Annotated in this window: 9 protein-coding genes; 2 read left to right on the top strand and 7 right to left on the bottom strand. The window is 65.6% G+C overall.

The window, feature by feature from the left end; all coding sequences use genetic code 11:
• Positions 1 to 113 precede the first annotated feature (113 nt).
• Positions 114 to 335 (bottom strand): hypothetical protein, encoded by a 222-nt coding sequence (locus CH276_RS15480; RefSeq protein ID WP_094631353.1) that lies wholly within the window; start codon positions 333 to 335, stop codon positions 114 to 116.
• A gap of 183 nt (positions 336 to 518) precedes the next feature.
• Complete coding sequence (locus CH276_RS15475; RefSeq protein WP_254925923.1) at positions 519 to 953, bottom strand: hypothetical protein; 435 nt, start codon at positions 951 to 953, stop codon at positions 519 to 521.
• 346 nt (positions 954 to 1299) lie between these two features.
• On the opposite strand from CH276_RS15475, the gene mobF reads away from it, so the two are divergent.
• Positions 1300 to 5403 carry a MobF family relaxase gene (gene mobF / locus CH276_RS15470; RefSeq protein WP_254925922.1) on the top strand — a complete coding sequence of 1368 codons (4104 nt, stop codon included), beginning with the start codon at positions 1300 to 1302 and terminating at the stop codon, positions 5401 to 5403.
• Between the two features lie 125 nt (positions 5404 to 5528).
• A complete protein-coding gene (locus tag CH276_RS15465) occupies positions 5529 to 6542 on the top strand; it encodes a hypothetical protein (protein WP_094631352.1) in 1014 nt (337 codons plus the stop codon).
• A 486-nt stretch (positions 6543 to 7028) separates the two neighbouring features.
• Here CH276_RS15465 and CH276_RS15460 read toward each other — a convergent pair whose 3' ends face one another.
• The 5 genes from CH276_RS15460 to CH276_RS15440 all read right to left on the bottom strand — a co-directional run bounded on the left by CH276_RS15460 (position 7029) and on the right by CH276_RS15440 (position 13395).
• A complete protein-coding gene (locus CH276_RS15460; protein WP_094689120.1) occupies positions 7029 to 8369 on the bottom strand; it encodes a hypothetical protein in 1341 nt (446 codons plus the stop codon).
• Positions 8370 to 8658: 289 nt separating this feature from the next.
• Entirely contained in the window at positions 8659 to 9282 is a 624-nt protein-coding gene (locus CH276_RS15455) for a DUF4913 domain-containing protein (protein WP_094631350.1), read from the bottom strand.
• Entirely contained in the window at positions 9279 to 11126 is a 1848-nt protein-coding gene (locus CH276_RS15450) for a type IV secretory system conjugative DNA transfer family protein (protein WP_094631349.1), read from the bottom strand. Before CH276_RS15450 ends, CH276_RS15455 begins: the two co-directional genes overlap by 4 nt.
• Positions 11123 to 11902: a hypothetical protein gene (locus CH276_RS15445; protein WP_094631348.1), complete on the bottom strand. Its 780-nt coding sequence runs from the start codon at positions 11900 to 11902 to the stop codon at positions 11123 to 11125. Before CH276_RS15445 ends, CH276_RS15450 begins: the two co-directional genes overlap by 4 nt.
• Positions 11899 to 13395, bottom strand: coding sequence for an ATP/GTP-binding protein (locus tag CH276_RS15440; RefSeq protein ID WP_094631347.1), 1497 nt, complete (start codon positions 13393 to 13395; stop codon positions 11899 to 11901). Before CH276_RS15440 ends, CH276_RS15445 begins: the two co-directional genes overlap by 4 nt.
• Positions 13396 to 13403: the final 8 nt, after the last annotated feature.

The raw sequence follows: 13403 nt of genomic DNA, 5'->3' as shown, positions 1-13403 counted from the left end.
CTCAAATCGAGTTATCACAGGCGCTGGATACCGAAGTGGTGCGGACCCGTGAGAAAGGATCGAGCAACATCCGGACCACACTGCAGCTCGCCACGTGATGAGGCTTCGACGACCTATTGGAAGGTGCTGCGCAACGCGCCGATGGCAACAGTAACGACTACGGCAAACATGATCGACGCAACAACCACGCCGATGCGAAACACGCCGATGCGAAACACGCCGCCGGCGATGACTCCCGTTGCCCGCAGGGGAGCGAACCGCCAACCTGACTCGGACTTCCCAGCGCGCCACAGCGCTCCTACGACGATCAAGCCGATGGCAACAAGTGCGATCACTATCGTTCACCTCCTGCCTCAAGCTGGATTCAACACCAAGCCAACGACATAAATATTTCGCCGTAACCATGTGCGGTAAGGCGTGCGCTCCCATTGCGTTCTCGAACTACCGTTGTGTTGCAATGAGTTAGAACCTTCGATGTACGCGGGCGTGAAGCCTGCGGCGCTAGCTCCGCTCGTTTGTCAGGCGATGCTGCGCGCGCCCGCTCCATCCGCCCCCGCGTCTCCATCTGTCGAAGGCTCTGCAGATGCAGTTGATGCGAAATCCCCAGGGCTCTCGAAACTCTCCTCCGTGCTACTCGTGCCACCCGAGTAATTCTCTGCAGTCGGACCGCTATCGGGCCTGGCGGTCGCACGTGCCGGCATCGTCGATTTGACCAACCGCGTCGCCTCCGGCACTGAAAGATCCACCAAGGCCGCGATACTGGCGTATGTTTCACCGCGTTTCTTGAGCGCGGCAAGTGCTTCAGCGCGTCTCTCATACGCCGCGTCGAGCTTGCTTCGTGCGTCCCGCCGCAACCGGTCGATCCTTTTCGTCACATCGTCGTTAATCCTTTGTTCGTCGCGGGTGGCATCGAAATACGAAACCAAATCCTGCTCCTGATTCTTCAAGTGCATCTGCGCGTCCGAAAGTCGCTGCGCATTCGCTCTCCGAGCCCGTTCCCGAGCGCTGACCGGTCCACCGTTCGAGGGAGTCATGTTGGACAGGCTACCGCCAACATGCTGGCCGGCGAAAGGGTCATACGCACCCACGGTCGCCCTGATTAATCTGTCCTGCTTCAACTTTCGTCCCTCATCGTCCATGCACGTTCTAATTCGTCCGAAATCTAGATACTATCGACTTTAGATTCCCTGTATCGCTTCGCGAAATGAAAAACCAAACGCCACACACCTCTTGCACTATTAGTGTCCATGGGCGGAATCTGCGTACTATCGCGAATGTGCCGCGCGATTTAGAAGCAGAATGCGAGCGAGATCGGCCCGTGAGATCTCGTCGCACACCGCCTCGTCGGCGGCTGTGCCCGCGATGATGACTGTTCATGCGCTGCACGCGGGCGACGGCTACACCTACCTCACCCGCGAGGTCGCCAGCGCCGACATTCGCCTCGAACGCGGCCAAGACCTCACCGACTACTACGCCGAAGGCACCGAACCGGGCATCTGGGGAGGGCGGGCATCGGCCGAACTCGGCGTATCCGGGTACGTCCGCGAGGACCAGATGAAAGCCCTGTTCGGCGAAGGACTGCACCCCGAAGCCCAGGCGTTGATCGACGCCGCCATCCTGGACGGTACGAAGGCGAATGCGGCGATCGAGAGCGTTCGGCTCGGCCGTAAGTTCGCGAGCTTCCGCAACGAAGTGCCGCTGATGAAGCGCATCCGCGCCGAGATCGACAACGGCCGCGCCGCCGGCGGAGGGCCGCTCACCGCGGAGCAGTGCCAGCAGATCCGCTACCGCGTCGGAGCCGACGAGTTCCACCGCGAAGTCGGCCGATCACCGGCCAGCGAAGCAGAGCTCGTCCGCTACATCGCCTCGCAGCAACGCCGCGAACGCCAACCCGTCGCCGGCTACGACTGCGTGTTCACTCCACAGAAATCTGTGTCCGTTCTCTGGGGCCTAGGCGACGACGACACCCGTGTCGCGGTCGAGCGTGCACACAGGGCCGCGGTGAGCGATGCCATCGGCTGGGTCGAGGACAACGCCTCCTACACCCGCGTCGGCAAAGCGGGTGTCGGACAGATCGAATCGACCGGCCTGATGTACACCCGGTTCGATCACCGCGACAACCGCAACGGTGACCCGAACCTGCACACCCACGTCGCGATCTCCACCAAAGTGCAAGGCATCGACGGCAAATGGCGCAGCCTCGACGGGCGCGTGCTGCACAAGCTCGCCGTCGCCGCATCCGAGCGCTACAACACCCTCATCGAGGAGTACGTCACCCGCGAGCTCGGCACCGTGTTCGCCGACCGACCCGGCACCGGAATCAACAAACGCGCCGTCCGCGAAATCGAGGGCATCCCCACCGCACTGCTCAGCGAGTTCTCCCGCCGCGACGCCATCGAGTCACGCCTGGAAAAGCTCGTCTCCGACTACCGCAAGACCCACGGCAAAGACCCCTCGACCGCGATGCAGATGCGCCTCGCCGACCAAGCGACCCTGGAAACCCGCAACGAGAAAGCATCCCCGAAATCACTTGGTGCCCAACGCGCTGAATGGCGCGAACGCGCACTCGACGTCGTCGGCCGCCGCGCCCTGAACTCAGCCTTGAAAACGAGCACCGGGAACACGATCACCGTCACCGACGCCGCCGCGATCGACGACCGCGAAATCGCCCGCACCGCCGTCGCACGCATCGCACAGCAACGCTCGAGCTGGAACCGCTGGCACATCCAAGCCGAAGTCCAACGACAACTACGGCCACTCGTGTTCACCACCGCCGCCGAGCGTGACGCGGTCGCCGAGAAGGTCACCGAAGCCGCGCTCGGCGGGGAGTCGATCCGGTTGACCCGGCAGGTCGACGCGACCCCGGCAGCGTTGCAGCGCAGCGACGGTGCGTCGATCCTGACCGTGCACGGCAACGAGACCTACACCAGCGCAGCGATCCTCGCCGCCGAACACCGCCTCGTCGGTGCCGCCCACACCCCGACCGCGGTCATGGCACCTGCCCACGCCTACACCGCCGCCCTCGCCGCGCACACCCAACGCAAAGGCTGGGATCTCGGCGCGGACAAGAAAGCACTCGTCGAGCACTTCCTGTTCTCCGGTGCCCTGCTGGCTGCCGGTGTCGGTCCGGCCGGCACCGGCAAGACCACCGCCATGCGCGTGGTCGTCGACGCGTGGCGCAGTACCGGATACGACGTGATCGCCCTCGGACCGTCCGCGAAAGCCGCCGGCGTCCTGGGCGACGAACTCGGTGTCACCGGCCGCACCATCGCCGACGTCCTCACCCGCTACGAGAACGAACTCGACACCGGCATCACCCCGGGGGCGATGATCCTCGTCGACGAAGCAGGCATGGCCTCCACCCACGATCTGGACCGGCTGACCTACATCGCCGCCGAGCACGGCGCAGTGGTCCGACTACTCGGCGACCCGCAGCAGCTCGCCGCCGTCGACACCGGGGGTGCACTGCGGCTGGTCGCTCGATCGAGCGCGGCACCGGAACTGGTCGACGTCCACCGCTTCCGCGACAAGGAAGAGGCCGAGATCTCGCTGCGTCTGCGTGACGGTGATACCTCCGTCGCGGCCTGGTACGCCGCGAAAGACCGCGTGCAGCACGGTATGGCCGACGACCTCGCCGAAAAGGTCTTTACTGCGTGGGCGCAGACCTCGGACACCGAGACGACGTCGCTGATGATCGCCAGCAGCAACCACGCCGTCCGCGACCTCAACGATCGGGCCCGCACCGAACGACTCGCCAAGGGGCTGGTCAAGAAGGGCGGCAACGACCTCTCCGATGGACTGCGCGCCAGCGCAGGGGACCGCATCGTCACCCGCCGCAACGACACCAGCCTGCGCGTCACCGGCACACGTGGGGAACGGGTCCGCAACGGCGACCTGTGGACGGTCAAGACCGCGCACCGCGACGGCTCGCTGACCGTGCGCCACCTCGAACACGGCGGGCGCATCCGACTGCCGGCCGAGTACGTCACAGAGCACTGCGAGCTCGGTTACGCCGCCACCATCCACCGGTCGCAAGGCATGACCGTCGACCAGGTCCATGTCCTCGTCGACGACACCATGAACCGGCAAGCCCTCTACGTCGCCCTCACCCGTGGCCGTGATGGAAACCAGCTGTACGTGCCCATCGACCGGATCGTCGACCCGCACCTGATCCACGTGCACCCGGACAAGAAGATCGCCGACGAAGTCGTGCGGACCATCATCGGCCGCGACGGCTCGGACGTCTCGGCGACCGAACAGCAACGCGACGCCGCCGTCGCACACCGCAAGCTCGACTACAACGTCGGCGGATACGAGTACGCGGGAGAGCTCATCGACGCGCACCGCATCGAAGCGATCGTGCGCGAGAACATGGGTCCGGAGCTGGCGAACACGATGATCGGCGAAGCCGAATGGGACACCTTCGTCCACCAGTACCGCCGCGCCGAGCAGCTCGGCCTCGACGCCGCCCCCACATTGGCCGCCGCACGCTCGGAGCGTGAACTCGCCAGCGCCGACTCCGTCTCCGCCGTGATGCACTGGCGACTCGAGAAGCACATCGAGAACGGCGCGGACGAGATGCACGCGTGGGCGCAGAGCATCGAACCGACGCTGCGGACCCAGTTCGGTGAGCACGCCGAGACCATCCTCGCCGATGACGGGGCGTGGCCCGACCTCGCCGCGCACGTACGCAATGCCGAGCGCGCCGGCAAAGACCCCCATGCCGCGATCGTGGAACTGCGGCGCGGTGTCACCGACCCCGACCCGAGCGCAGCGGATCTGCTCGATGATGCGGAACGACGCTGGCCCCTCGGCCGAGAAGCACGCGACCACAGTGCCCCGAGTTGGGTCCTGCCGCCGATGCAGGACCGCGAAGGAATCGACCCCGAACTCGTCGCCTGGAGCCGCCGCCGATACACCGAGATCGCCGAACGCACCCGCGAGCTCGGACAGCACGCTGTCGACGAACAACCCGCCTGGACCCGCCACCTCGGCGAGGTTTCCGACTACGGCGGTGCCCGACTGCGCTGGCAGATCACCGCCGGGCAAGTCGGGGCCTACCGAGAACAATTCGGCATCGACACCGACCGCACTCTCATAGGCGACCGACCCGAACACGGGGAAGCGGCTCGCGCGTGGGATCAGGTCAACGCCCGCATCAAGACAGTCGCCGCGCCCGCTCAGGTGCCCGCACACGCAGGCCCCGGACAGCAGTCGGCACCGACCCCGCAACCTGCGACGCCCGATCCGATCATCGACACGGACCGGGCGCGACGAGAGGCAGCCGAGCAACGCGCGGCAGAACAACGCCGCCTCGCCGAGCAACGCAAAGCCGAACGCCGCGAACAACTGCGCCAACAGCAAGCCCGCCGATCCGGGCCGACCCGCGGACCACGTATCTAAAGCCCGCCGCACCTGCCGCCGCCAGTAGCGCCACCGAGCCAGAGGCATCACCACGCCAGCAGCACGTCCCCTTGCGTGGACCGGTCGGTGCGCGCGAACAGCGACTTCGAAGGAGCACCCTCGACATGGCCCGATACCTTCCGGCGAACGATCCGTACGAGCTCAGGGATTTCACCTACATGAGGATCGAGCAACACGACTTTGACCCCCGCACCGTCGACCTGCCCGACTGGAGAACCCTGCGCCTGTTCACCACCCGAGCGCAACTGGGCCGCGAACTCTTCGAGCACCTCGAGACCGAACGCGGCATCGCAGAACACTCCCTGACCGCGATCGACATTCGAGAGCTGACCCGCCCGAGCTTCTGCGCCTCGCTCACGGGGTCGGACCAGCCGATTGATGTCTGGGAGTACATGCGCACTCCCGACGAGCTGGCGCACCATTTGGCCGTGGACGCCGGCGTCGAGCTGCCCGATACGGCTCGTCTGCACATGCACGCTGACTCGACCCTCGCCGAGTACGCAGACCTGCATCTCGACAACCTCGGTCTGGTCTTTCAGGTGGAATCACTGCGCCGCGATCTTGCAGTGCTGAGCGAGAGCGCCACCGATGACGCCGCGATTGCGGCACAGACCCATACCCCCGAGCTGCTGCAACACCTGCAGACAGTGGAAGCGCAGCTCGACGTACACCGCGCCGCAACCGTCCTCGGAGAGACGTCGTCGCACGAGCTCATCGGCACGCTCGACGACGAGGTGACCCGGGAGGCCCGTGTTGCCGAACTCCGCTCCTGGCCGGGAGGAGACCACACCCGCGCGACCGTGGAGAATCTCCACGAAGCGATCGAGGTCTCCAGAGCGGCCGCGCACCACGACGTCGTCGATCACATCGACCGCAGCATCGACCTCACACGAGATTTCTCGACCGACATGTCGCACGTGCGGATCCGCGAATGGAGTGAACAGGCAACCGGACTAGATCGATCGAAGCTTGTGCAGACCGAGCGTCGGGTCGCTGGTACCCAGGCGACCGGGATTCGCTACGAACCGCGTGTGGATCACTTGAACCGCTCACCGGTCGGGCCGCACCGACGACGATTCGATGCGCCTCCACCTGCACAGCGGCGGCCCACGATGTAGGGCTAGCCGTTGGGCTCATACGTCTGCTGACGGCCGAGGGGCGGGTGGAGCGTTTCCCACGGGTGCAACTGCTGCAGCGCGGCTGGTCGGGCGTTGATAGTTTCGCTGTCATGACGGTGGTGGTTGCAGTCATTTGTGACTACAACCACCACCTTCACCTCCTGACTTTTTGTTGACTTATCTGGAAGCTGAGGTATGTTATCTATTGAGTGAGCAACTCACAGATAACTAAATACTTCAGAGATCCAGATCGAAAAAAGCGAACAGCAGTTCACGCACGATCGTGTGACCGATCCAGCGCACTGCCGACCTGAAGCGTCTTCGACGCTTTGATGGTTCTGTTTTCACAGATTTTCCTCCTCTCTGTAGTTGTTGCGCACGAGCCCGGAACGCATCGCGTTTCGGGCATGAGTCATGCGCTAGTAGCATCCTATCATGGGGTGGCAAAGCTCCTGCCCGTTGGGGTGGAGGGGTCTAGTTCTGGCTTCAACTCGCCTTCCCATCGACGCCCAGCGCCTGGTCCCGGTATCGGTTGACCTTTCTCCGCACTGATTCGCCTTGCTTCAGAGGAGCACCACACTCGGCCGCGGCATCTGCCCACGTACGTGCCCCACTTGCTTTTGCCGCGAGGATGGCCTGCTCCATCGGGTCGAGCTTGCTGAGGATCAGCAACAGCGTCGGGTCGCTGAACTCGGCCTCGAACGGATCTCGATCGGCCTGTGCCGGCACCAGATCCTTGAATGTCACGCCGTTCGGGTCCCGGCCTATGGTTGCGTCGAGCCTCACGACCTTGAAGCGATTGAGCTGTGACTCGGTGATAGGGCGTTGGATGCTTCGATGGCGCTTGTGGAGAAGTCCAATGGTGGATATCGCCTGGTCGGGAGTGACGTCCAGCCAGTCATCGTCGAGGAGAGCAGCCGCGACGGCGTCTTGCCCCTCCCTCGTCGGCTTGACGCCCAGCCAGGTCTCCATGAAGCGCACCAACGGCTCCGGTTCCCCGTGAACAACAGCCTCTCGAGCAGCGAGCGCAGCATGGAGCCCGAAGCGTGCAGCCCGATGGCCGAAGTCACCCAGAACCTTCCAGACATCGAGCAGCGACGACACCCTCGCGCTCAGAGTGTCGACGATCGGAAGAATCTGAACCGAGAAGTCCCCCATCCATTGGCCTAGTACTCCCGCGACGCTCGTGATCGCACTCAACGCACCCAGATCGATCCGCGGTACAGCCAAGTCGAGACCGAGGTCGAGCTTGGGGATCGAGACGGGGTGGTCGGGGATCTCGATGGGCGGAAAGAGGTTGATCTTGGGTGCGATGTTGTCGAGACCGAGGTTGAGCTTGGGGATCGAGACGGGGTGGTCGGGGATCTCGATGGGCGGAAAGAGGTTGATCTTGGGTGCGATGTTGTCGAGACCGAGGTTGAGCTTGGGGATCGAGACGGGGAGGTCGGGGATCTCGATGGGCGGAAAGAGGTTGATCTTGGGTGCGATGTTGTCGAAGAAGTTGATCTTCGGGATCGCGGCGGTGAAGTCAGGCATCTCGATGCGTGGGGCAAGCCCGCTGAGGTTCACGGGGCTACCTGGTTTGCGGGTGCCCTTGGGTGGGGTCGGCCGAGTAGGAGCCGGACCGGCGACAGGTGCTCCCGTGCCTGCGTTAGCCGCGTCAGCGGTTTCGGCGGCCTCGTGGGCTTGCTTGGCGTAAGTCAGCAAGTTCTTGCGGACATGGGCGAGCTGCGCGGCGGCAGCTGGGCCGAGCTCGCGCTCGACCTCGTAGATGGAGAGCGAACGGGTCGTCTTCTCGGGCTGAGTCGTGTCGTCTGAGTCAGACATGGGTGGGGCCTTCCGTCGTTTCGATTGTGTCCTCACCTACTAGCTGCGCCAACAACCAGAAACGACAAATACTTCGGTGTGAGCTACATCACTCTTTCAAAACTGACATGAAGCTCCGGAATTGTCCCGGACATCGGCCGGCGTCCGGGCGGGGAACGTCCGGCCGATGCCCGGGTTCGGCGGCCCTGCTCTCTTCGGTGGCCGCGCGGGCCGTATCCGGGCGGGATGTACGGCGTCGCGGCCACGCTCGAGCTGTACAGGCCCGCAGCTCAGGGAGTGGAATTGACGGTCAGGTAGAAGGAACCCAGGCACCCATGCGGGCGTTGAAGGTCCATTCGATGCCCTCGAAGCTCACGGGGCTGTCGGGGTCGGCGGGGTCGAGCGGTCCGGCGAGGCCGGAGTCGATGGCCATGTCCATGTCGTCGGCGGGGATGGTGCGCACTTCCTCGGCCGTGGTGACGTCGACGACCGGTGCAGGCGGGGCAGGGAGTGGTTCGGGGCGGGCGTCGACGTCGGCGGCGACGAACTCCTCGTTGCCGGCGAGCGTGGCCGACGGCAACGGGCGGTGCGCGCACCGATCGTGGGTGCAGCTGTCGAAGTCCGAGATGTCACGGATGCGCGCCATGAGCGGGCGGAACCACTGGGTGTGCCAGGCGGTGAGGTCGTCCCGGTACTCGTCACCGCGGTAGTAGGCATCGGTCCACGCCGCCATCAGGGCGCTCAGTTCCTCGACGACGGGATCGTGGCGGTACCAGCACGGCGGGATCTTGGTGCCGAGCTCGTAGCGCTCTCGCAGCCAGGTGGTCCAGTCGATCAGCTCCGACCACAGGGCCCGAGCCTGTTCGGCGTCGAGGTAGCGCCAGGTGAACCGTGACGGCACCAATTCTTCTTGCTCGGCCCCCGGTGCGGTCACGACAAAGTCGTCCCGTCACTGACCTTGTCGAGCACTACCGCGCCGGACCGGAGCTCGGCACGAGGCGCGGTGCCCAACGCCACGATCTCGTCGAACACCTTCTGCGAGCGCAGCACCGCGGCGCGTGATTCCTTCTCGTCCCACACTGTCGGCAGGTGCACCAGGATCGGCGGCGCGGTCCGGTAGATCAATAGGCCTTGATCGGGGTCCATCTGACGGATCTGCGCCGGCGACATCACCGGTACCTCTCGCAGCGTCGGGCCGGACTGGGCGTTGCCGGAGGGCTGCCATTCGTATCGGTCGCCGAGCATCTTCGAGATCGCTTGCAGCTCGTCGCCTTTGAGGCCCGGCAGGATCAGGCGGGCGGGGGAGTTGTCGGCGAACATCTTGCCCGCGACCGCGCCCCAGCGGAGCTTGTTCTGCTCTTCGTTGTGGGCGTAGGCGTGGATGGTGATGCCTCGGCCGCCCGAGTCCGACATCAGATCCGGCAGGCCCGGTATCGGGGCGACGTTGTTGACTTCGTCGAGCTCGAATCGGATCGGGGGATCGAATCGGCCACCGGGCAGGCTCTGTGAGTGGCGATCGGCGAGGTAGTGCACTTCGCTGGCCAGGGCCGCGATGAACGGTGCCGCAGAATTGTCCTTGCCCTTCGACACCAGATACAGCGTGTCCGCGCCGGATCGAATGAACTCGTCGATGTCGAACGACTCGCGCATCGGTACATCGACCGCCTTGAGCAGTGCGGGGGAGGCGAGCGGGACGAGGAGTCTGCTGGCCGCGCCGATCATGTCGTCGGAGGAATCCGATCCGGAGTCGAGGATCTGGCCGAGTTCGGCTTCCCAGCCGGGCATCGTCCGCATCAGGATCTCGCGTGGTTCGCGGCCTTTACGCGAGTTCACCCACACGCGCAGCGTGGCCAGATCCGCACCACTGATCGCAGCCGCGTGCAGGTAACAGCGCAGCAGCACGACTGCTTTGTCCTCCCAGTAGCCGCCGTTCTTGGTGTCTCCCATAGGCATTGCCGACACCAAGCTCTGTGCGCGGCGGATCGCCACGTCCGGATCCTGGCATCCGGAGAGGATCGACCAGCGGATCGGGTCGGGCCATCCGGTGATGTTGTCCGGATCGAAGATCGACACTCGGCCGAGCGCGGCGCGGTGCTCGTACGACGCCGAGATCAGGTCCACTTTCGTCGAGGTCACCAGCAGTGGACCAGGTGCGTCCATGCAGCGCTGATACGCCACGCGCCAGGTCTTACCCGAGCCGGTGACGCCCTCGACGAGCATGCAGTCGTTCTGTTTGATGTAGACGACCCTGTCGGGGTCGACCATGTTGCGGCCCAACGCGATCGCGACCTCGCTCGCGTCCAGCTTCGAGGCCCGCGTGCCCTTCAACGACGAACGGGTGGCGACGGCGGCGGTGCGGACACTCTTGTCGTCGATACCCGCCCGGGCGAGCTCACGTCGGCCGGCGAAACCGCGGCGGGCCTGGCTGCGGGGGTGCTGCCAGTCGTCGATCTCGGAGCTGATCCACAGTGCCACAGCGGTATACAGCGCACCGAGCACCAGAATGCACACCCAGGTCACCCACGCCGGGCCCGGCTGCCCGGTCGCCGGCCACGCTGCCGATGGGTCCGACGGGTTCGTGACCAACCCACGGAAGATCGAGAACAGCTCAGCGAGGCTGGTGGGCATCGCGATCACCCTGCCCGACACCAGCGAGGAGACCATGCCGCCCCCGGCGATAGCGAACACCAGACCCACGATCAGAGTGGCACCGACCCAGACCTCGGACGGAACGAACGGATCGCTGGGCCTACGGGGAGGGGATTGCATCGCACTCATCGAACTGTCCTGTCGTCGGTGGAAGGGGCACGGCGGGAATAGCTTTCGAGCACATGCAGCTCGGCGGCGAGACCGACAGCGCAGTCCGCGTCGGCCACCGGGTCGAGGGCGGCGAGGTTGGCTCGCAGCTGCGTGATCCGGATGGACCGGGCCACCGCGTCGGCGTCGGTATCGGAAATCGGGTCGGGATGGGTGATCTCGTACCGCCCCTGGTCGGGGAGATAGGTCACGGTGGCCGGGCTCCGTTGACCACTGCGCTCGGTGATCGAGCGGGCGAGGTCGTGCGCGAGGCGGTGCGCGAGGTCGGGTGCCCATTGTCCGAGCAGCAGCGTCGAGTTCGGCAGCGGGTCGGGCCGGGTCGAGAGCACGCGCACATCGACGCCGGGCTCCACTCCCACGCTGCCCCGCCACTGGATCGGCAGGGCGACCTCGTCGCCGGCGGCACGCAGGTAGCCCGGTGCCGGTATCCGCGCTGCGCGGACGCCGGCACTGTAGATCGCGATGGCGGCGAGCGCGCAGGTAATCTCGCCGGCGGTGCCGGACACACAGACGTCGTCGTGTCCGTCGGCAGTGATGGTGACGGTGATGGCGGAGCGACCGGCGTCGAGGGCCGCGGCGTGGCTGACGGCGAATCGTGCTGCGGCGGAGGGCGATGCGAACCTGCCCCCGGTGCTCGAGCGGGTGTCGTCGTACCCGATCGGGGCCGGCGAGCTCACGCGCACCTCGATGGCGCGGGAACGCTTGGCCGCTGACGGCGATGGCGATGAGGTGCTCATGCGGGCGTGACTCCTTTGACGGCGGCATCGGTGTCGGTGAGGGCGATCTCCTGCGGTGAGCGGACGTGTTCCATGAGGATCGGGTCGGACGAGCCGATCTTGACCAGGCATTCGCCCTGGCCCAGGCCCATGATGATGTCGATGGACCCGGGCGGCAGGTGATACATCTCCGCGGTCTCGCGGGCGTCGTCGAAGCGTTCCTGCGCGAACAGGAACACGATTCCCGCCTCCTGCATGAGCGCCCGAGCGGGGGAATCGTGGGACATGTCCGAGGGGTGATGGAAGGCCGAAACGGTCGACAGGCCCAGTCCGCGAGAGAGTTTCATGTTCGACCGGAACACCGTGCCGGTCGATCCTTCGGCGACGTGCCAGCCTTCCTCGACGATGAGAATGGTCTGCTTGGACACCGACGAGCGTGCCGCGAGCAGGTTCGCCAACCAGGTGTTGATCACGGTCATCACCACCCGCAGCGCAGGCCCTTCGGTCGGCAACGCGGACACGTCGAAGTGCGCGAAGGGGTGCTCGAGCGCCTCCCGGACCTCCGGGGAGGTCTCTGCGTCGACGAGGCCCTTGAGGTCCCTGTCGACCAGGCGGAGCAGGGCCAAGCCTGGCTCGTAGCCCCATTCGAGCGAGCGCTCGGACCAGCGGTCACCGAAGTACGAGCCGTCGTCGGTGGACGGCTCGACGAGGCGGCGCGCGAGATCCTCGAGCACCGGTGCACGACCCGTGGCGGCGGCGTCGGCGTTGACCAGCTCCAACGCTCGGCCGACGGCGCTCTTCTCCGGTGTGGTCAGCGGGCGTTCCATCGTGTCGGCGAGGACGGCGAGCACGAGGGCTTCCTGACCGGCCGGGGTGACACCGTCGAGGCCGCCGGCGTGTTCACCGCCGGTGGTGATCGCCGGATCGAGCAGGTTGAGTCTGGCGCCGCCGCCACCGGTTTTGAACCGGACCGATTCCACCCCGAGGGTGCGGGCGAAGATGGAGTACTCGCCTTCGCTGCCCTGACGTTTCTTGTCGATGACCACCACCTGGCGGCCGAAGATGATCTGCCGCCACAGAAACGCGGTCTTGATCATCGAGGACTTGCCCTTGCCGATGTCCCCGACGACGCAGACGTTGATGTTGGAGATGTCGGTGCCGTAGAGCTCGAACGGATCGGTGATCACCAGGTCCTGGGAGATCCGGTTCAGGCCCGTCACCGCTCCCTGGTGGCGGGCACTGCGGCGGCTGATGGCCAGGTTCAGCGCTTCGGACTGCCTGGTCGTACTCCACGCGCCTTCGGTGCGGGGTTCGTACCAGCCGTAGCGGTCGAGGAGCGCGAACCGCCGAGGTGGCTTGCGGCGGGCAATCCGCTTCGGGACCGCCTGCGCGGCCTCGAGGACGGTGCCGCCGTCGCCGAATCGTTCGCGATCGCCGCCGAGCAACCGCGGGCGTACCGGTTGCTCGGTCTCGGCGGGTCGGGTGGACGGACGACGGGTGGTGTGTTGCGGCATCGAAATCT

This window comes from Rhodococcus sp. 06-470-2, assembly GCF_002258235.1.
Lineage (GTDB): Bacteria > Actinomycetota > Actinomycetes > Mycobacteriales > Mycobacteriaceae > Rhodococcoides.
The sequence above is the reverse complement of the archived record's forward strand: the minus strand, read 5'-3'. Positions and strand labels throughout refer to the sequence as shown.